This is a genomic window from Mucilaginibacter gilvus, from assembly GCF_004054195.1.
Classification (GTDB): domain Bacteria; phylum Bacteroidota; class Bacteroidia; order Sphingobacteriales; family Sphingobacteriaceae; genus Mucilaginibacter; species Mucilaginibacter gilvus.
This window is the reverse complement of record NZ_SBIW01000002.1, coordinates 396058-415702: the sequence shown is the minus strand read 5'-3', so window position 1 is coordinate 415702 and position 19645 is coordinate 396058. Positions and strand designations below refer to the sequence as shown.

17 protein-coding genes are annotated in these 19645 nt (G+C 45.7%); 13 read left to right on the top strand and 4 right to left on the bottom strand.

The features are described 5' to 3' along the window. Window positions 1-68 precede the first annotated feature (68 nt). The 4 genes from secA to EPL05_RS05065 all read left to right on the top strand — a co-directional run bounded on the left by secA (window position 69) and on the right by EPL05_RS05065 (window position 6238). Complete coding sequence (gene secA, locus EPL05_RS05080) at window positions 69-3377, top strand: preprotein translocase subunit SecA (protein WP_128532731.1); 3309 nt, start codon at window positions 69-71, stop codon at window positions 3375-3377. Between the two features lie 177 nt (window positions 3378-3554). Then, on the top strand, window positions 3555-4031 hold the full coding sequence (locus tag EPL05_RS05075) for an SPOR domain-containing protein (protein ID WP_128532729.1): 477 nt from the start codon (window positions 3555-3557) through the stop codon (window positions 4029-4031). Then, window positions 4024-5208: a M20 metallopeptidase family protein gene (locus EPL05_RS05070; RefSeq protein ID WP_128532727.1), complete on the top strand. Its 1185-nt coding sequence runs from the start codon at window positions 4024-4026 to the stop codon at window positions 5206-5208. The genes EPL05_RS05075 and EPL05_RS05070 overlap by 8 nt, the downstream gene beginning before the upstream one ends. A gap of 100 nt (window positions 5209-5308) precedes the next feature. After that, complete coding sequence (locus EPL05_RS05065; RefSeq protein WP_128532725.1) at window positions 5309-6238, top strand: hypothetical protein; 930 nt, start codon at window positions 5309-5311, stop codon at window positions 6236-6238. Window positions 6239-6371: 133 nt separating this feature from the next. On the opposite strand, the gene asnS is transcribed toward EPL05_RS05065, so the two are convergent. Then, on the bottom strand, window positions 6372-7808 hold the full coding sequence (gene asnS / locus EPL05_RS05060) for an asparagine--tRNA ligase (RefSeq protein ID WP_128532723.1): 1437 nt from the start codon (window positions 7806-7808) through the stop codon (window positions 6372-6374). Window positions 7809-8024: 216 nt separating this feature from the next. Here asnS and EPL05_RS05055 point away from each other — a divergent pair, with 216 nt between their 5' ends. The 5 genes from EPL05_RS05055 (at window position 8025) to EPL05_RS05030 (ending at window position 13303) form a co-directional block, all read left to right on the top strand. Beyond that, window positions 8025-8897, top strand: a complete 873-nt coding sequence (locus EPL05_RS05055) for a DMT family transporter (protein WP_128532721.1) — start codon at window positions 8025-8027, stop codon at window positions 8895-8897. Between the two features lie 24 nt (window positions 8898-8921). Then, window positions 8922-9383, top strand: coding sequence for an IS200/IS605 family transposase (tnpA, locus tag EPL05_RS05050; protein WP_128532719.1), 462 nt, complete (start codon window positions 8922-8924; stop codon window positions 9381-9383). A gap of 300 nt (window positions 9384-9683) precedes the next feature. Next, complete coding sequence (gene dnaG, locus EPL05_RS05045) at window positions 9684-11615, top strand: DNA primase (RefSeq protein WP_128532717.1); 1932 nt, start codon at window positions 9684-9686, stop codon at window positions 11613-11615. Window positions 11616-11862: 247 nt separating this feature from the next. Continuing rightward, on the top strand, window positions 11863-12231 hold the full coding sequence (locus tag EPL05_RS05035) for a YraN family protein (protein WP_128532714.1): 369 nt from the start codon (window positions 11863-11865) through the stop codon (window positions 12229-12231). A gap of 1 nt (window position 12232) precedes the next feature. After that, window positions 12233-13303 (top strand): glutaminyl-peptide cyclotransferase, encoded by a 1071-nt coding sequence (locus EPL05_RS05030; protein WP_128532712.1) that lies wholly within the window; start codon window positions 12233-12235, stop codon window positions 13301-13303. A gap of 70 nt (window positions 13304-13373) precedes the next feature. Here the strand turns inward: EPL05_RS05030 and EPL05_RS05025 are convergent, their stop codons facing one another. Both EPL05_RS05025 and EPL05_RS05020 read right to left on the bottom strand, forming a co-directional pair. Continuing rightward, complete coding sequence (locus EPL05_RS05025; protein WP_128532710.1) at window positions 13374-14252, bottom strand: CPBP family intramembrane glutamic endopeptidase; 879 nt, start codon at window positions 14250-14252, stop codon at window positions 13374-13376. A gap of 171 nt (window positions 14253-14423) precedes the next feature. Beyond that, window positions 14424-15404 (bottom strand): GlxA family transcriptional regulator, encoded by a 981-nt coding sequence (locus EPL05_RS05020; protein WP_128532708.1) that lies wholly within the window; start codon window positions 15402-15404, stop codon window positions 14424-14426. Between the two features lie 158 nt (window positions 15405-15562). Here EPL05_RS05020 and EPL05_RS05015 point away from each other — a divergent pair, with 158 nt between their 5' ends. The 4 genes from EPL05_RS05015 to EPL05_RS05000 are packed head-to-tail and all read left to right on the top strand — an operon-like array spanning window position 15563 to window position 17546. After that, on the top strand, window positions 15563-16129 hold the full coding sequence (locus EPL05_RS05015) for a dihydrofolate reductase family protein (RefSeq protein WP_128532706.1): 567 nt from the start codon (window positions 15563-15565) through the stop codon (window positions 16127-16129). Window positions 16130-16138: 9 nt separating this feature from the next. Beyond that, window positions 16139-16702: a dihydrofolate reductase family protein gene (locus tag EPL05_RS05010; protein ID WP_128532704.1), complete on the top strand. Its 564-nt coding sequence runs from the start codon at window positions 16139-16141 to the stop codon at window positions 16700-16702. Window positions 16703-16748: 46 nt separating this feature from the next. After that, complete coding sequence (locus tag EPL05_RS05005; RefSeq protein ID WP_128532702.1) at window positions 16749-17123, top strand: DUF805 domain-containing protein; 375 nt, start codon at window positions 16749-16751, stop codon at window positions 17121-17123. Window positions 17124-17171: 48 nt separating this feature from the next. After that, entirely contained in the window at window positions 17172-17546 is a 375-nt protein-coding gene (locus EPL05_RS05000; protein WP_128532700.1) for a DUF805 domain-containing protein, read from the top strand. Window positions 17547-17869: 323 nt separating this feature from the next. On the opposite strand, the gene pgi is transcribed toward EPL05_RS05000, so the two are convergent. Continuing rightward, on the bottom strand, window positions 17870-19516 hold the full coding sequence (gene pgi, locus EPL05_RS04995; protein ID WP_128532698.1) for a glucose-6-phosphate isomerase: 1647 nt from the start codon (window positions 19514-19516) through the stop codon (window positions 17870-17872). Between the last annotated feature and the right edge of the window lie 129 nt (window positions 19517-19645).

Sequence of the window (19645 nt, the reverse complement as noted above, 5' to 3'; positions counted from 1 at the left end):
GCCTGTCAAAATGACTTTGAAATTGCACTGGCGCAATTGTTGAGTCCGGTGTACTATATATAAACAACATGTTAGACTTTTTTAGTAAGCTTTTCGGAAGCAAATCAGAACGGGATGTAAAAAGCATACAGCCTATAGTTGAAAAAATTAAAGCTGAATTTGCCAAACTTGGTCAGTTGAGCAACGACGAGCTTAGGGCTAAAACCATAGAATTTAAAGAAACCATTGCCACCGGCCTTTCCGGCATCGACAGCGAGATACAGGCCATTAAGGACCGTACCGAAAACGAGCTGGATATGGAAGTAAGCGAAAAGGTTGAGCTTTATACTCAATTAGATAAGCTGGAGAAAGACCGCAATAAGGAACTGGAAGACATCCTGATAAACATATTGCCTACCGCGTTTGCAGTAGTTAAAGAAACCGCTAAACGCTTAGCGGAGAATCCAAGCATAGAGGTTACAGCAACCCCGTTTGACCGCGAACTGGCCGCCAAAAAAACCAACGTGGTTATCAAGGGCGATAAAGCTACCCACAGCAGCACCTGGCTTGCAGCAGGTAATGAAGTTACCTGGAACATGGTACATTACGATGTACAGCTGATAGGCGGTATTGTATTGCACCAGGGGAAGATTTCGGAGATGGCAACAGGTGAAGGTAAAACGCTGGTAGCCACGCTGCCTGCTTATCTTAACGCGCTTGCCGGGCAAGGTGTGCATATTGTAACCGTGAATGATTACCTGGCACGCCGCGATAGCGAGTGGATGGGTCCGTTGTACGAGTTCCACGGCCTGTCGGTTGATTGTATTGATAAACACGAGCCAAATTCGGAAGAACGCCGCAAGGCTTACCTGGCCGATATCACCTTTGGCACAAATAACGAGTTTGGTTTTGACTACCTGCGTGACAATATGACACGTAGCCCAGAAGAGCTGGTTCAGCGCAAGCTACACTACGCAATGGTTGATGAGGTGGATTCGGTATTAATTGATGATGCGCGTACACCGTTGATCATCTCCGGCCCGATACCGCGTGGCGATGAGCATGAGTTTTATGAATTGAAACCACGCATAGAGCGTTTAGTTAACGCCCAGAAAGCTTATGTGAACACTGTATTGAACGAAGCTAAGAAAGCGATGAATGACGGCAAAACCGGCGTTGATGAAGGCGGTTTAGCTTTATTTCGGGCGCACCGTGCCTTGCCCAAAAGCAAAGCCTTAATAAAATTCCTGAGCGAAGGCGGCAATAAGTCTGTATTGCTGAAAACAGAGAACCATTACATGCAGGACCAGGGTAAGGATATGCCGAAGGTAGATTCTGAACTGTTCTTCATCATTGACGAGAAAAACAACTCGGTTGAATTATCTGAAAAAGGTATCGAACTGATCACCGCTTCGGGCGAGGATGCAAGTTTCTTTGTGATGCCTGATGTAGGGACCGAGATAGCTCATATCGAAAAATCTGACCTGCCTGCCGACGAAAAAATTGCTAAGAAGGATGAGCTGATGCGCGATTTTTCTATTAAATCGGAGCGTATCCACTCGGTTAATCAGTTACTTAAAGCTTATACCTTATTTGAAAAGGATACCGAATACATCCTGGACGACGGCAAGGTGAAAATTGTGGATGAGCAAACCGGCCGTGTTTTAGATGGCCGCCGCTACAGCGATGGTTTACACCAGGCGATAGAGGCAAAAGAGAACGTGAAGGTGGAAGATGCTACCCAAACGTTTGCTACCATTACCCTGCAAAACTATTTCAGGATGTACCACAAGCTTTGCGGTATGACGGGTACTGCCGTTACCGAAGCTGGTGAGTTTTGGGAAATATACAAGCTGGATGTAATAGAGATCCCAACAAATACGCCAGCCAGCCGTGCAGATATGCAGGATCTGGTTTACCGTACCATCCGCGAAAAATATAATGCTGTTGCCGAAGAAATAGAAAAACTTACAAAGGCCGGCCGCCCGGTACTGGTGGGTACCACATCGGTAGAAATTTCTGAATTACTGAGCCGTATGCTCAAGCTGCGCGGCATTAAACATAATGTACTGAACGCCAAAATGCACCAGAAAGAAGCCGATATTGTGGCTGAAGCCGGGCAGGCTGGTACTGTTACCATAGCTACCAACATGGCTGGCCGTGGTACGGATATAAAATTAGGTGCGGGTGTACAGGCATCCGGCGGTTTAGCCATTGTAGGTACCGAGCGCCATGAAAGCCGCCGTGTAGACAGGCAGTTGCGTGGTCGTGCCGGTCGCCAGGGTGACCCGGGTTCTTCTCAGTTCTTTGTGTCGTTAGAAGATAACCTGATGCGTTTATTCGGTTCAGAACGGATCTCTAACCTGATGGTGCGTATGGGTATCGAAGAAGGTGAAGTGATCCAGCACTCGATGATCTCTAAATCTATCGAGCGTGCGCAGAAGAAAGTAGAAGAGAACAACTTTGGTATCCGTAAGCGTTTGCTGGAGTATGATGATGTGATGAACTCGCAACGTACCGTTATCTACGCTAAACGTAAGAACGCTTTGTTTGGCGAGCGCCTTGAGGTTGATTTGAATAACACCATTTTTGATGTAATTGAAGATGTGGTTACCGAATACAAAGAAGCCAATAACTTTGATGGTTTCCAGCTGGAGATCATCCGTTTATTCTCTGTTGATCCGGATACTACAAAAGATCAATTTACTGCTACATCACTAAATGCCTTGGTTGATAAAACCTTTAACGAGGTGATAGAATTTTACAAACGCAAATCTGAGCAGGTAGCCCAGCAGGCTTACCCGGTATTAAAGGATGTATTTGATACCCGTGGCCAATATGTAGAGAACATTGTAGTGCCATTTAGCGATGGCGTGCATGGCTTACAGGTTGCTGTGCCGTTGAAAAAAGCGGTAGAAAATAAAGGTGCCGAGGTGTTTAAATCTTTCGAGAAGAACGTTACCCTTTACCTGATAGATGATGCCTGGAAAGAGCACCTGCGCGAAATGGATGAGCTGAAACAATCGGTACAAAATGCCGTTTACGAACAAAAGGACCCGCTGTTGGTTTATAAGTTCGAAGCTTTTAATTTGTTCCGCCAGATGTTATCGAACGTGAACAAAGAGCTGGTGAGCTTCCTGTTCCGCGGTGGTATAGCTGTGCAGCAGGAGCCGGAGGAGGTTCGCGAAGCGAAGCCCGAGCCTAAGCTCGATCTGAAGAAAATGCGTACCTCTAAACCGGAACTGGTTGGCGAAGCTAACGGTATGCCGATGGAAGATACCCGCGAAGTGCAAAAAGCAACACCTGTAAAGGTAGAGCAGAAAATAGGCAGGAATGACCCATGCCCATGCGGAAGCGGCAAAAAGTTTAAAAATTGCCACGGCGTAGGGCAGAATTAAGGCCCCGCCCAAACCCTCCCCTGAAATGGAGGGCTTAAGAAAAAACCTCAGGGTTATTGCGAGGGACGAAGCAATCTCCGATAAGCGTACTGGCCGGATGTGTCAGTCTGAGCTTGTCGAAGACTTAAACGCTAATGCTTCGACAAGCTCAGCACGACAAGTGATATAAAACACAATATGAAAAGAGCAATATTTGATCATAAAGCTAAGTTAAGCCTCATCAAATTTTGCTCTTTTTTTGTGCTGATACTTTTATCAGCAGCGGCTTCGGCACAAAGCAAAGGCAAGGTAGTAGTGATACGCGACGCGTTGTTTGATACGCTGTTAGCCAAACGCGCTATGCTCAACAGGGGCGGAGGAGGCTCTGCTACTGGAAGCAGAGTGTACACATCTAACTATGGCTACCGGCTACAGATCTACAGCGGCTCAAACCGAAATGCGGCCTATGCGGCGCAGGCAAGGTTTAACGGTGAGTTTCCCGAAATGCGTACCTATATCAGCTACCACGAACCCAATTTTAAGGTAAAGGCGGGCGACTTCCGGTCGAGACTGGAAGCGGAGAAGATGAAAGCACAACTGCAATTTACTTTCTCGGCCATGTTCATCGTATCAGAAAGAATTAATCCCCCTAAAACAGTCATCAATAATGATTAAGGAAAAGATCCAGCAACTCTCAGCAGCTATTTTTAACGATGTGGTAGCCAATCGCCGCCACCTGCACTCGCATCCCGAGCTTTCCTTTCATGAAGTACAAACTTCTGTTTTTGTTGCTAACAAACTGGAAGAACTGGGATTGGAGTACCACAAAATGGCTGATACCGGTTTGGTTGCACTGATAAAAGGCGATAAGCCCTCAGATAGAGTTGTAGCCCTGCGTGCCGATATGGACGCTTTACCCATACTGGAAGCAAACGATGTGTCTTATAAATCACAAAACCCCGGTGTGATGCACGCCTGCGGGCACGATGCACATACCTCATCCTTATTAGGTACTGCAAAGATCTTAACCGAACTGAAAAGCGAGTTCGGCGGAACGATAAAGCTGATCTTTCAGCCTGCTGAAGAAAAACTGCCGGGCGGTGCCAGCCTGATGATCAAAGAAGGCGTATTGGAAAACCCGAAACCGCAGGCCGTGTTGGGCCAGCACGTAATGCCGCTGATAGATGCCGGTAAGGTAGGTTTCCGCGCGGGAAAATACATGGCCTCTACAGATGAATTGTATGTTACCGTACGCGGTAAAGGCGGCCACGGTGCCCAGCCGCAGCAAAATGTTGACCCGGTAATTATCACCGCTCATATATTAACCGCGCTGCAAACTATTATAAGCCGGTCTGCCGATCCTAAAAGCCCATCCGTACTATCCTTTGGTAAGGTAATCGCCAATGGCGCTACCAATGTAATACCAAACGAGGTGTACCTCGAAGGCACCTTCCGCACAATGGACGAGAAATGGCGCAGCGAGGCCCATATCAAGATCAAGAAAATGGCAGAGGGCATTGCCGAAGCGATGGGTGGTAGCTGCGAATTTAATATTATGCGCGGTTACCCATTCCTCATTAACGAGGAAGTGCTTACCGCCGCAACCCGCGGCCATGCCGAAGATTACTTAGGCAAAGAGAACGTACTCGATCTGGATATCTGGATGGCGGCGGAAGATTTTGCCTACTACTCGCAAGCCGCGGATGCCTGTTTTTACCGCTTAGGTACCCGTAACGAGGCGCGCGGCATCACTTCATCGGTACATACCCCAACCTTTGATGTGGAAGAGGATGCCTTTAAAATAAGCACCGGGCTGATGGCGTATTTGGCCGTTAAGCAACTGGGGAATTAATTTAGTCCATAGTCGATGGTCCACGGTCAATGGCCGGACGACTTTGTAACATAATCTTTTTATCCATGGTCTATGGACTATCGACCATGGACTAATAACTATGAAAAAACTTCTTCTCGCTTTTTGCTTTTTCCTTTCCGCTTTCTGCTCCCAAGCTCAGCAGATAAATCGCTTTAACCCCGATACGCTGCGAACTATTGTTATAGATTCGCCGGTAAATATCCGTTCGCACCGTTTGCGTGCGCAGGATTTTATTGATGCAGTAATGCAGGACACCAGTTTTTACCTCGCTTTCCGTAACATGAAAGGCTATGGTTTTACTGCCGAGAACCGCATTTTTACGTATAACAAAAAGAACAAGGTAGAGGGCAAGATCTACCGGAAAATACTTCACAGCAATGTTGCCGGCGCGCATAAACTACAGTATATGGCTAAAGCAGACAGCGGCAATGTTTTTAAAAAGGACGGTAAGTACCAGTTGTATACTGTAGAAATGTTCGATTACATTTTTATGAACGCCTATAATTCCGATTTTGTAAAAGGTCCGCCGCTGCCTGGCGAAGCCAAAGGCAAAAACGAAGGTTATAAAGCAAAACTAAAAACGCTCATTTTTACACCGGGGCGCAAGGTTAGCGGCATCCCGTTCATCAGCAGTAAAACAGAAATATTTAGCCCGGAATTGCGGCAGTTTTACAATTATGAATTTGCGAGGGGCAAGTACCTCGATACGATCCCCGTGTATCGCTTTAAGGTGGTCCGTAAGCCCAGCAGTACGGTGGATGATGTGATGATACAGGAGATGACCACCATTTTTGACGAACGCACCTTCCAGATCCTTGGCCGCTATATCGACATGAAATACAGCAATATGTTCTTCGATTTTGATGTGCAGATGAACATCGAACTAAACAAATTCGACGGCGAACTGCTCCCCACCAAAATCACCTACCAGGGCAACTGGGATATTCCCTTCCACAAAGAAGAACGGGCGAGTTTTTTGATTGTGCATAAAGATTATAAAAAGGAGTAGTGGCGAGCCCCCCAGCCCCCTGAAGGGGGAGCAGAAGTTGCATAACGATAAAAGCCATCCTTTGAGATGGCTTTTATCGTTATCGAGTATTTCGTTATGCTAATCGAAAACTCCCCCTTCAGGGGGTGGGGGGCTAAAATTCCGCATTCTTAGGGAACCTTGGGAAGGGAATCACATCCCGTATATTGCCCATGCCGGTAACAAACAGTACCAAACGCTCGAAACCAAGGCCGAAGCCCGAATGCGGACAAGCACCGAAACGGCGGGTATCTAAATACCACCAAAGCTCATCTTTAGGGATGCCCAGTTCGTCCATGCGGGTTTCCAGTTTATCCAAACGTTCTTCGCGCTGCGAGCCACCGATGATCTCGCCGATGCCCGGGAACAGGATGTCCATAGCGGCAACGGTTTTACCGTCGTCGTTCTGGCGCATGTAGAATGATTTTATCTCTTTAGGGTAATCCGTCAGGATCACCGGTTTTTTAAAGTGTTTCTCTACCAGGTAACGCTCGTGTTCCGATTGCAGATCGGTACCCCAGCCTTCTACCGGGTAAACAAACTTCTTCTTTTTATTAGGGGTAGAATCCCTTAATATCTGTATCGCTTCGGTATAAGTTAAGCGCTCAAAATCGTTGTTGAGGCAAAACTGCAGCTTGTCCAATAAGGATAGTTCTGAACGCTCGTTCTGCGGTTTCTGTTTTTCTTCTTCCAACAGGCGCTGGGTTAAAAACTCCAGGTCTTCTTTGTTTTTATCCAAAGCGTAGCTGATCACATATTTCAGTAACTCCTCGGCCAGGTTAGCGTTATCGTGGATGTCATAAAAAGCCATCTCCGGCTCAATCATCCAAAACTCCGCTAAGTGGCGGGTAGTATTTGAGTTCTCTGCACGGAAGGTTGGCCCGAAGGTGTAGATATCACTCAAAGCCATAGCGCCCAGCTCACCTTCCAGCTGACCGGAAACGGTAAGGTTGGTAGATTTGCCAAAGAAATCCTGCTTATAATCTACTTCGCCGGTATCGGTACGTGGTACGTTGTTCAGATCGAAATTGGTTACGTGGAAAGCCTCGCCCGCGCCTTCCGCGTCGGACTGCGTAATTACCGGGGTGTGCAGGTAAACAAAGCCTTTCTCCTGGAAAAACTGATGCACCGCAAAGGATAATGTGTTGCGCACCCTGAATATCGCGCCGAAAGTATTGGTACGGAAACGCAGGTGAGCGTTCTCGCGCAAAAACTCAAGGGTTTGTTTTTTAGGTTGTAACGGAAACTCATCCGGGTTGCAATCGCCCAATATTTCAATTTCGCTTGCAATAACCTCTACCGATTGGCCCTGGCCTAATGAAGGTGCCAGTTTGCCGGTGATACTTACTGCAGCACCAAAAGTGATGCGTTTAAGCAATGCAGGGTCGGTGTTTTCAAAATCAACTACAATTTGCAGGTTGCCATTAGTTGAGCCATCATTTAAAGCAATAAAACGATTGGAGCGGAATGCCCGTACCCATCCTTTTACCGTTACCTCTGTACCGGTTTCCCCGCTTTGCAGTAATGCTTTGATCTTAATTCGCTGACTCATATAAAATATTTTGAGCGGCAAAAATACAATTATTTGTCTGAATCAGAATTTACAGGGTTTAACAATGTGCAGAATGCGGAGCAGCGTCCTATTAATTTATTTTTTTTCTGATCCTGTAAATCCTGATTCAGACAACATGCTTGCCTCATGCCAATTAATTCTGTGAATCCTTCAATTCTGTAAATTCTGATTCTGACAAATCCGTAGTTTTACAGCATGAATCCAAGGGTAAGTCTCGTAGTCGGTATCTTATGTATTTCGTTCTCACCTATATTTGTAAAGCTGGCGGGCGTTTCTCCGCTTGGGGCCGCATTTTATAGAGTAGCCGTTGCATGGGTTTGCCTGCTACCTTACTGCATCATCAAAAACAAGCTGAAGGTAGAGCGGAAACAACTTCTTATTTCCATTGCGGCGGGTATCGTCTTCGCGTCTGATGTTGCGGTTTGGAACGTGTCACTATTAAAAATAAGCGCAACGGTATCCACCCTCATTGCTAACCTTGCACCTGTTTGGGTTGGGCTCATCGGCTATTTGCTTTTTAAGGCAAAATCGGGCAAGCTATTTTGGATAGGTACTTTCATCGCTATCATTGGTATGGTGGTACTGGTAGGTTACCAGCATATTATACACCTCGAATTTAATGCAGGCATCCTGCTGGCCTTACTGGCAAGTTTTTTATACGCCAGCTATATCCTTATCACCAAAAACGTTATGGCGGGTATAGATGTGTTCACTTTTATGTTTTACAGCATGCTAAGCGCAGGTGTTTTTCTGCTGGTGATCAACACATTTATCGGTGGTAATTTGATCGATTTTCCGGTGAGGGTGTGGCTTTGTTTTATCGGCATGGGATTGATTTGCCAGCTTGTCGGCTGGCTTACCATCAACTATTCCCTGCGGTATATGGAATCTACCAGGGTAGCCATCGCCCTGCTCAGCCAAACTGTTTTTGCAGGCATATTGGCGGCGTTTTTACTGGATGAGCATTTATCGGTGACTGAAATTATTGGTAGTGTAATAGTTTTGGCGGGGATAGCGGTAACGTTTTTGAAGCCGAAGAACAGTTTAGCGCCCAATGGACAAAAATAATTAAATTGCAGCAAGCAATTAATTATGCCGAATACCTATACCCAAGTCCATATCCAATTTGTTTTTGCCGTAAAATATCAGGCTGCACTCATTGGCGACAGTTGGAAAGATGGATTGATGAAATTTATTACGGGTATTTTTCAGGAGAATAATCATAAAATGCTCCAGATAAATACCATGCCCGATCATATTCATATTTTCATTGGAATGCGCCCGCATCAATCCATATCGTCATTAATTCAAAACGTGAAGACAGAAAGCAGTAAATGGGTTAAGGCGCAAAATGTTTGTTCGGTGCCTTTTGCATGGCAGGAAGGTTATGGTGCATTTTCGTATGCAAAGAGCCAGGTGCCAAATGTAATCTCGTATATCCAAAACCAGGAGAAGCATCATAGGAAAAGGACCTTTTTAGAGGAATACCGCGATTTTTTAACCAAGTTTGAGATTGAATGGGACGAGCAATATATCTTTAAGGAATTGGAATAGCATGGTGATGACCATAAGATGTTCCGATGGAACATGCATATTTCTAATCTTTTTTCTACCCATAAGGCGTTCCTCTGGAACGCGGGACAAAAAGGTGCTTCCCGATGTTCCGATAGGAACATTTTATGGGTAGGAAAAGGAATTCGTATTTGCTATGTTCCATCGGAACATTTATGGGTAGCCAGCATGCCGTTGCCACAGTTTAAGCCTAAGACTAATTATTGAACGATAATTTTCTACCTTTAAAGAAGAACTAAAGCCCATAACCCTTACTTTTGCAGGCTCACGCTTTTTTAAAATATGATCACCAAGCCCACCATCGACCGTATAATGGAAGCCACAGATATTGTGGAGGTGATTGGTGAATTTGTGCAATTAAAAAAGCGCGGTGCAAATTACGTGGGGCTTTCGCCCTTCGCTAATGAGCGTACGCCATCGTTCACGGTATCGCCGGCCAAGGGCATTTTTAAAGATTTTTCAACAGGTAAAGGTGGTAGCGCCATTACCTTTTTAATGGAACTGGAAAAGTTCACCTATCCTGAAGCGCTTAAATGGCTGGCCAAAAAATACGGAATAGAGGTTGAAGAAACGGAGATGTCGGCGGAAGATAAAGCCGAAGATAACCGCCGCGAAAGCCTCATGATCGTATCCGGTTACGCAGCCAAATATTTCCACGAAAGTTTGCTGGATACCGACGAGGGGCAAAGCATCGGCCTCAGCTATTTTAAAGAGCGCGGTTTCACTAACGATACCATTAAGAAATTCGAGTTGGGTTACTCGCCCGATCAATGGGAGGCGTTTTCTGCCAGCGCCATTCGCAACGGCTACCAGGAGGAGTTTTTGGTAGAAAGCGGCCTGTCTGTAAAGCGCGACAACGGCACCCTGTACGACCGTTACCGAGGGCGCGTAATGTTCCCTATCCATAGCTTCACCGGCAGGGTGATAGCCTTTGGCGGGCGTACGCTGAAGACGGATAAGGCTGTACCCAAGTACGTAAACTCCCCCGAATCGGAGATCTATCATAAATCAAACATCCTTTACGGACTTTACTTCGCCAAAAAATCTATCCGCGAGGAAGATAATTGCTACCTGGTAGAAGGCTATGCCGACGTGCTGTCGGTTTCGCAGGCAGGGATAGAGAATGTGGTTGCCTCATCAGGCACATCGCTTACCGTGGAGCAGATCAAGCTCATCAACCGGTTCACTAAAAACATTACTATTTTATACGATGGTGATGCAGCGGGGATCAAAGCATCACTGCGTGGGCTTGATATGATATTGGAGCAGGGGCTCAACGTAAAAGTTGTTTCCTTCCCCGATGGGCACGACCCGGACTCTTACGTGCGCAAGCTTGGTACCAATGCTTTTAAAAAGCATATCGAGGAAAATAAGAAGGACTTTATCCTGTACAAAACCAGCCTGCTATTGAAAGATGCAGGCGGCGACCCTATAAAAAAGGCGGATGTGATCCGCGAGGTGGTTGAAAGTATCGCCAAGATCCCCGATTCCATAAAGGCATCCGTATTCATTAAGGAATGTAGCCACATCATGCAGATCGATGAGCGCGCGTTGCTCTCCGAATTGAATAAAATGCGGATGGCTAAGGCCAAAAAGGATCATCAGCAAAATGCCAACCGCCAGCAGCCGCAGGAAATGCCGGACGAACCGCATTTTTTTGATGAACCGGTAGAAGAAAAGAAAAAAGAGATTGATACGCAGGAGAAGGAAATCATTCGCCTGCTGTTGCTGTATGGTAACAAAATGATTGATTGGGATGGCATCGCCAATACCTACATCGGCCCCTTCATGATTGTAGAATTGAACGATGTGGAGTTCGAGGAACCCTCGTGCAGGCAATTTGTAGAGATCTATCAGAAGGAAATGGAGAACGGTGCCTTACCTGATGAACAGCATTTCATCCATCACCCCGATAAGGCAATTGTCGACCTGGTGGTAACCCTGCTGGCCACCAAGTACACGTTGAGTGAGAACTGGTACGAGATGCACAAAATCCTTGTACCCGATGAACAGGCCAACATGAAGGCTACTATCCTCGGCGCTATCTTTCACCTTAAAATGCACAAGGTTGGCAAGATATTGGAAAACCTGCGTAACGAACTGCAAAAAGCAACCAGCGATGCCGACCAGGATATTCTGCTGAACCAGTATATGCACATGAAAAAGGTGGAGAAAAGTATATCGGATTACTTAGGTTCGGTAATATTGAAATAGCAATGAAATATCTCTACTTAATATTAACATTGGCGTTTCATTATTTTATACATTTTTTTTTATCCCGTTTTTTTTCTAATCCCGGATTCCTGTTGTCCATTTTCGGATTCGTATTGATAATCGGACTGGTCATTCAGGCTAATCCGGCTGTTAAAAATATGCAGATAAAGCAGGCAGGCTGGGGATTATTTTATGGGAGCCTTTTTGTAATGGCACTTTTTTTTGGAATTTTTATCGTGCTTGCTTAATGGCAACTCACAACGATCTCGGCCGCCAGGGCGAAGCAATAGCCAAAGCCCACCTCGAAGCTACCGGCTACGAGATAATGGATGAGAACTGGGTATTTGGTAAAGCCGAGATTGACCTCATCGTCTATAAAAACAAAACTATTATATTCGCCGAAGTGAAAACCCGGACAAGCAACGGCTTTGGTGAGCCCGAGGATTTTGTAGATGCCCGCAAGCAGCGTTTAATGGCTGAAGCGGCCGATGAGTACATATATTTGATGAACCACCAGGGTGAAGTTCGCTTTGATATAATATCTATCCTTTTCAACCGTACTAACAATTATAATTTAAAACATATTGAAGATGCCTTTTGGCCTTCTGCCATTTAAAATGAATAAAAGAATACTCTACTTTGCCGTTATAGCCCTGTTGGCCTGCGGTTGCAATGGCTGTAAAGATAATAAGGACAGTAGCGAATATATTACCGTAAGCCCCGATGCAGGTACCACCTACAAATCCGGCGATCCGGTAAGTTTCAGTGTAAAATACCCTGCGGATGTTAAGCCAGATTCGGTAGTGTATGTGATGGATGGTAAGCGGGTAGGGTCGTCTAACGATTCGACCGCGGTAACGCTTAAAACCGATACCCTGATCTTGGGTGCCCGCGTAATAACAGCCAAGGTTTACCATGCAGGGCAGGCGCAGGAGTTTACCACCAACATTGTATTGCTGGCAGCCAAAGCGCCCGAAGAGTTAACTTTTAAGGTAGAGAAAGTCTACGGCCATGATACATCATCCTATACCGAAGGTTTGTTGTTTCAGGATGGCTATTTATATGAGAGCGATGGTGGCCGCGTGGCCGATGGTGAAGGTCAATCAAGCCTGCGTAAAGTTGACCTGGCTACAGGCAAGCCAGTAAAAAAGATAGATATAGACCCTAAGGTATTTGGCGAAGGTATCTCCATAGTGGGCGATAAAATAATCCAGCTTACCTATACAGAAAGAAAAGGCTTTGTATACGATAAAGATACCTTTAAGCTGTTGAGCACATTTGAAAACAATGTGGGTATAGAAGGATGGGGAATGACCTTTGACGGTAAAAAGCTGTACATGGACGATAAAACTAACCGTATCTTCTTTTTAGATAAAGATACCTACCGCCAAACTGGCTATATTGATGTATACGATGATAAAGGCGCTGTAAACCAGGTGAACGAACTGGAAATGATAGATGGCAAGCTCTACGCTAATGTTTACCAAACCGACGATATTTTGGTGATAGACCCCAAAACCGGTGCTGTGCTGCAAAAGATAGATATGAAAGCGCTTTACCCTGAGGCAAGCCGCAACGCAAACGCGGATGTGTTAAACGGTATAGCTTATGATAAAGTCACCAACCGTATCTTTGTAACTGGTAAAAAGTGGGATAAGCTGTTCCAGGTAAAGTTTGTTAAGAAATAGGTTGCAGAAGATAGTTTGCTTTAAAAAGGCTATCTCTACCCAGAGCTTTCAGTTTTTATTATCGAAGTAGCTAAATCGCCACTTCCGTAGCGCTTTCTTCTTTGGGTGCGCCCGGTAGCAGTCGTTCATTGGGTTGCTCCAATATAACTTCCAGCTGCTGCTTGCGCGTCAGGTAAATACAGCCGGTAATAATTAAATATATAACCGCCATTGCAGTCCATGCGTTAAGTATTTGGGCATCGTGACCGGGGCCTATGCGTCCTTCAAAAAAAGCTTCGGGGAAATCTACGGAGGCATGGGCTACAGCCAGTACAAATACGTTGCCGCCCACGCGGTCCCACAGCCAGGTAAATATTACGGATAAGGCGAAAACGGCTATAACGAAAGGAACTGCTACCCGCCATCCGGCAAAAAACAGCGGGAGGTGCCACAGTGCCCAAACCACAAAAACCATCAGCATGGCATGTTTTAAAGGGCGGCCTTCGGCAAGTTTTGGTAGCAGCCATCCCCGCCAGCCCAATTCTTCACCTAAACCAATAAATAAAACTGCGCCGCCAAGGTGCATAAGCAATAGAAGCGGACTGACACTGGTAACCATTGCAACTAATTGGCTAAAGGTAAAACCCGCAGCCATAAAGCCAATAGTTGTAATGGCTAAACCGGCAAAAGGCAATCCAAACCACCAAATAATGTGCTCTATATAAGGTTGTAATTTGCTCAGCAGCGCCTTAACACCCGCGCCACCCATGGTGACATAGCTCACAATAATAGCCGCTATTGCCGGGCCAAAAACCACTAATATTTTTGAACAATAACTTAACCCAATTTCCGAACCGGCAAAAACATTGTTTAATACAAAGATCTTTAGTGGCAAGCCTATCAATAGCGAAATAGCAAACGCAAGCCCGATGAAACAGGAAACAGAATACTTGGTTACGAATGCTTTCAATTGACGTTTAGTTTAATCGGTGCAAATAGATTGCCTTAGGGGTTTATATTGCTGCCGGTAAATATCTGTTTATAAGTTCTTTTAAACAAATGAATTATGATGCCTAAAAGGGTTACAAGGGTAATTTATTAATTTTTGGTGTTGTTTTCAGATTCGCGGCAGTTTATAACGCTAATTGAACTGCGTAATGGCGTTGTACTTGTTGCGGTATTCTATTGGCGATAACCCGGTTATTTTTTTAAACACCGTACGGAAAGATTTAGTATCGGTATAGCCCACATCATACATCACTTCGTTTACGTTTTTTCTGCTGCTCTCCAGGTGTTTCTTGGCCGCTTCTATTTTAACGCGTTGGATATATTCTACTGGGGTGTTATTGGTTGCCTTTTTAAACCTGCGCTCAAAATGGCGTTTGCCAATAGCATACTTATCGGCAAGATCCTCTACCGAAATGCGTTCGGTAATATTGGCCTCTATAAACTCCTGGGCTTTTTTTATGGGTTCATCTTCGTGCGTTTTTTGTCCGTTAAACATAATAAAAGGCGACTGGCTTTTCCGGTCTATCTCCAGCGCGAACATTTTTGCCGCCATAATACTCATTTCGCGGCCGGCATGTTTTTCTACAAGGTACAAGAGCAGGTTCCAGTAAGAGGTTGCGCCGCCGCTGCTGTAAAGCCCCTGCTGTTCGGTAACTATCCTGTCATCCACCAAAGTAACTTCGGGGAACATCTCTCTGAATTGGTTGGCAAAACGCCAGTGGCTGCTGCATTCCCTGCCATTGAGCAAACCGGTAGCGGCCAGCAGGAACGCGCCAACGCATAAACTCGCTACCTCGGCGCCTTGGCTATATTGCTGTGCTATCCATGGTAAAAAATCTTCGTTGCGTTTAATGGCTGTAGGCATATCGCCACCCATTGCGGGTATAATAACAATGTCGCTTTTAGGCACATCTTTCAACAAAGCATCCGTATGTACTGAAAATAAGCCGCTGTGCAAATGTACCTCGTCGGCCAGCCCTATCAGTTGTACTTTAAACATGGGCGGTTTACCCGCTGCTGCTAAAAAATCGTTAACGCCGGTAAACATAATGCGCGGGTCGGCAATGCTTGCTAAAACAGCGTCGTTGGTAATGAGGATAGATACGTGCTTCATTTTTTGTGGCGATTGCTTATAGTAATGGTTAAAGATACAATTGGCAAACTACAAAATAGTCGCAATTTCCGCTAAAGTCGCAAAGCGCCCTTTAAAAGTCTTTTTTGCACCGTTGCAGGTACACAATGTTGCCATACCTTTGACGTATAATAAAACAAATGAGAAAGATAAAATTTCAGATGCAGGTAACGCTCGACGGCTACGTAGCCGGGCCCGAAGGTGAAATGGATTGGATGACCTGGAATTGGGACGACGAACTGAAAGAATACGTTACGGCGATAACCGAGCCGGTGGATCTAATCATCCTCGGCAGGGTACTTGCAGAAGGTTTTATACCTGTTTGGGAGCAACGCTTAAGCGAGTTTGGCCCCGAAGACGGCGCCGAAAAAATGGTAAATACACCAAAGGTAGTGTTCACCAAAAGCATGACGGAAAATCTATGGGAGAATACAACCCTTGCTACCGGCGATATATCAGCAGAGGTAAGTAAATTTAAAAATCAGCCCGGCGGCGATATAATGGTTTATGGCGGCGCACGGCTGGCATCTGCCATGATCAAAAACAACCTGATAGATGAGTACCATATTTTTGTAAATCCGGTGGTGATAGGAAAGGGGATGACCATATATAACGATTTGAAAGACAGGTTGAATTTGAAGCTGGTGGAGACCCGGTCGTTCCCCTGCGGTATAAATGTGCTGGTGTATAACCCGGCAGAAAAATAACGGCTTCTAATGCGGAAGGTTATCGTATCGATGAATGTAACGCTAAACGGGTGTATGGCCGGGCGGGATGGCGAACTCGACTGGCATTACAGCCTTTGGGACGAGGGTATGGCGCGGGCAACATCGGCGCATTTGGGCGAAGCAGATACTGTTTTATTTGGGCGGATAACGTACCAGGCTATGGCGGGATATTGGATGGCCAAGGGCCGTGATATGTTTGGCGCAAGAGAGGATGCCGATTTTACGGAGATGATTAATGGTTATACTAAAATCGTCTTCTCCAGGACCTTGAAAACCACGGCCTGGCAAAACAGCCGGATGGCAAAAAACATTGCAAAAGAAGTTACTGCGTTGAAACACCAGGGCGGTAAAGACATACTCGTTTATGGCAGCGGTACAATTGTTGCCGCATTAAATAAACTTAATTTGATAGATGAGTACAGGCTTTGGGTACATCCGGTAGTGATACACGGAGGGAGGGCGCTGTTTAAAACCAGCACCGCGTTGCACTTTACCGGTAAGACCGCTTTTGATACCGGTGTAGTGCTGATGAGTTATAAAGCCGGTTTGTAGATATGGGCAACTATTTAGTATTTTAGGGCAACCTTAATCAATCAGCATGTTTACCAACCCATTTGTATTTTACGGCCGCATCAGGCGCATGGAATTTGGGCTCAGCCTTCTGATTTACATAGTTGTGTTCATCTTTGTTGTGGTGCAGGTAGCCGATCATCATAAAGAGATGTACCTGCTGGCACTTTTTCCGCTTGGTTGGTTCAGGTATGCACAGGGAGCCAAACGCTGCCACGATCTCGGGAACAGCGGCTGGTGGCAGCTAATACCATTTTATGGTTTTTGGTTGCTGCTGGAGGATGGGAAAATAGGTCCCAACCAATATGGCGAAAACCCCAAGGACAACAACTACCCCAATTACCCCAACTACACTTATAAAAACCCAATGGGCCCACCAGGCGCGGGTGATCCAAACTATTGATTGCGATTGAGGAAAACTGTATTTTAGCAGGGCCTAATCAAAATCGCTATGCTCGGGAATCTCTTCTTATTCAGCGGTCGCATCCGGCGGGCGGAGTACGCTATCAGCTGCGTAGCATATTTATTTTGCTATTACTTTATTTGGGGTATGGATAAAGGGCGCGGCGGCGGCTTTATCGCTATTATATTGGTAGTGCCGATGCTTTGGTTTGCAATGGCCCAGGGCACCAAACGCTGCCATGATATTGATAAAAGCGGCTGGTGGCAGCTCATCCCTTTCTATTTGCTATGGTTAATATTCAAAAAGGGCATTACCGGGCCCAACCAATATGGCAAAGATCCTAAAGAAGCACCCTACGAAGACGTAGATGAAGCTTACGATAAGCCCTATAACTATCGTCGGCCAGAAGACCCGCAATATTAGTTTGCAGTAGTTTTCCCGCTTGAGAGGGTAATAGCCCATCAATAGCCTTATTCCATAAAACGTTCCTCTGGAACGACTTTGTTTTTTCATCCCCTCGGGGTGTTTTATGGGTAGAAAATGCCGGAAAACCCTTTTACGTTCCGGCGGAACGTCTTATGAATTACCCGACTGTCAAATTATGGGCTATTACTCTCAAGAGGGGGGCGATGTGTTAGCCATACGCATTAACGCAATGGATAGCGGCTGACACACCCCTCCACCCCTCTCAAGAGGGGAATTGCACGAGGGCCACCGCTTTTTAGATTCCCACAGCCAACCGCTGACTACCTCCAGGTCTTATACTGGTTTATCAGCCCATTGGTAGATGAATCGTGCGAGTTTACCGGTTCATTACCCTTCAATTCAGGTAATATTTTGCCGGCCAGTTGCTTACCCAACTCAACGCCCCATTGGTCAAAGCTATAGATGTTCCAGATAATGCCCTGCACAAATATCTTGTGCTCGTACATAGCAATCAGCGACCCTAAAGCGCGTGGCGTTATTAATTTAACCAGTATAGAGTTTGTTGGGCGGTTACCCTCAAATACTTTAAACGGTGCTATCTTAGCTATTTCTTCCTCAGATTTTCCGGCTTTCTTCAATTCCTCAATAACCACCTCTTCGGTTTTGCCATTCATCAATGCCTCGGTTTGAGCGAAGAAGTTGGATAGCAACATAGGGTGGTGCTCGCCAAGCGGGTTATGTGATTGTGCAGGGGCTATAAAATCACAAGGAATGAGTTTAGTGCCCTGGTGTATCAGCTGGTAAAACGCGTGCTGCCCATTGGTGCCCGGCTCGCCCCAGATGATAGGGCCGGTAGAATAATCTACATGTTTGCCGGTACGGTCTACGTGCTTGCCGTTGCTTTCCATATCGCCTTGTTGAAAGTAAGCGGCAAAGCGGTGCATGTATTGGTCGTAAGGCAAAATTGCCTGCGTTTCCGATTCGAAGAAGTTATTGTACCAAATACCAACTAAAGCCAATATAGCCGGGATGTTCTCTTCCAGTTCGGTTGATTTGAAATGGTTATCCATGGCATGCGCGCCATCAAGCAGTTCTATGAAATTATCAAAGCCAATGCTCAAGCTTATAGAGAGACCAATGGCACTCCAAAGCGAGTAGCGACCACCCACCCAATCCCAAAACTCAAACATGTTTTTGGTATCTATACCGAATTTGGCAACGCCTTCGCTATTGGTAGATAGTGCCGCGAAATGCTTGGCCACATCTTCGTCTTTACCGCCGTTTGCAATGAACCAGTCGCGCGCGCTGTGGGCGTTGCCCATGGTTTCCTGCGTGGTAAATGTTTTTGAGGCGATGAGGAATAGTGTAGTTTCCGGGTCAACCGTTTTTAAGGTTTCTACTATATGGGTTGCATCTACGTTGGATACAAAGTGCAGGTTGAGGTGGTTTTTGTAGGCTTTTAATGCCTCGGTAACCATTACCGGGCCCAGGTCAGAGCCACCTATGCCGATGTTTACTACGTCGGTTATTGCTTTGCCGGTGTAACCTGTCCAGCTACCGCTGATGATGGCTTCGCTAAAAGCCTTCATTTGGTCAAGCACGCGGTTCACATCGGGCATCACATCTTTACCATCTACTAAAATTGGGGTGTTGCTTCGGTTGCGCAGGGCAACATGCAAAACCGGTCGGCCTTCGGTAACATTTATTTCCTGCCCTGAAAACATGGCAGTAATTGCATCATTTACACCACACTCCCGTGCCAGTTGTATGAGCAGGGCGAGCGTTTCTTCATCGATGCGGTTTTTCGAATAATCCAGCAGAATATCCTCAAACTGCAGTGAGAATTTTTCAAAACGTTGGACATCAGCATCAAAAAGATCCTTAAGGTTTTTTGATGCAACGTTGATATAATGATCAGTTAAATATTTGTACGATTGGGTGGAGGTAAAATCGGTAGATGGGAGCATAGCGGAATAATTTTTGGTAAAAGTAATAAGTTAATTTAGGGGAGTAAATAAAAAATGAAATTATGGCTTAACAGTGTGATTTTGTGTCGTTTCAACACATTGTACATAGTGTAATGCTTACACGCTGTA

What these genes read in the sequence shown, in the direction of transcription:
- secA (WP_128532731.1), top strand. Translation starts at nt 69, where the DNA reads ATGTTAGACTTTTTTAGTAAGCTTTTCGGAAGCAAATCAGAACGGGAT.
- EPL05_RS05075 (WP_128532729.1), top strand. Translation starts at nt 3,555, where the DNA reads ATGAAAAGAGCAATATTTGATCATAAAGCTAAGTTAAGCCTCATCAAA.
- EPL05_RS05070 (WP_128532727.1), top strand. Translation starts at nt 4,024, where the DNA reads ATGATTAAGGAAAAGATCCAGCAACTCTCAGCAGCTATTTTTAACGAT.
- EPL05_RS05065 (WP_128532725.1), top strand. Translation starts at nt 5,309, where the DNA reads ATGAAAAAACTTCTTCTCGCTTTTTGCTTTTTCCTTTCCGCTTTCTGC.
- asnS (WP_128532723.1), bottom strand. Translation starts at nt 7,808, where the DNA reads ATGAGTCAGCGAATTAAGATCAAAGCATTACTGCAAAGCGGGGAAACC.
- EPL05_RS05055 (WP_128532721.1), top strand. Translation starts at nt 8,025, where the DNA reads ATGAATCCAAGGGTAAGTCTCGTAGTCGGTATCTTATGTATTTCGTTC.
- tnpA (WP_128532719.1), top strand. Translation starts at nt 8,922, where the DNA reads ATGCCGAATACCTATACCCAAGTCCATATCCAATTTGTTTTTGCCGTA.
- dnaG (WP_128532717.1), top strand. Translation starts at nt 9,684, where the DNA reads ATGATCACCAAGCCCACCATCGACCGTATAATGGAAGCCACAGATATT.
- EPL05_RS05035 (WP_128532714.1), top strand. Translation starts at nt 11,863, where the DNA reads ATGGCAACTCACAACGATCTCGGCCGCCAGGGCGAAGCAATAGCCAAA.
- EPL05_RS05030 (WP_128532712.1), top strand. Translation starts at nt 12,233, where the DNA reads ATGAATAAAAGAATACTCTACTTTGCCGTTATAGCCCTGTTGGCCTGC.
- EPL05_RS05020 (WP_128532708.1), bottom strand. Translation starts at nt 15,404, where the DNA reads ATGAAGCACGTATCTATCCTCATTACCAACGACGCTGTTTTAGCAAGC.
- EPL05_RS05015 (WP_128532706.1), top strand. Translation starts at nt 15,563, where the DNA reads ATGAGAAAGATAAAATTTCAGATGCAGGTAACGCTCGACGGCTACGTA.
- EPL05_RS05010 (WP_128532704.1), top strand. Translation starts at nt 16,139, where the DNA reads ATGCGGAAGGTTATCGTATCGATGAATGTAACGCTAAACGGGTGTATG.
- EPL05_RS05005 (WP_128532702.1), top strand. Translation starts at nt 16,749, where the DNA reads ATGTTTACCAACCCATTTGTATTTTACGGCCGCATCAGGCGCATGGAA.
- EPL05_RS05000 (WP_128532700.1), top strand. Translation starts at nt 17,172, where the DNA reads ATGCTCGGGAATCTCTTCTTATTCAGCGGTCGCATCCGGCGGGCGGAG.
- pgi (WP_128532698.1), bottom strand. Translation starts at nt 19,516, where the DNA reads ATGCTCCCATCTACCGATTTTACCTCCACCCAATCGTACAAATATTTA.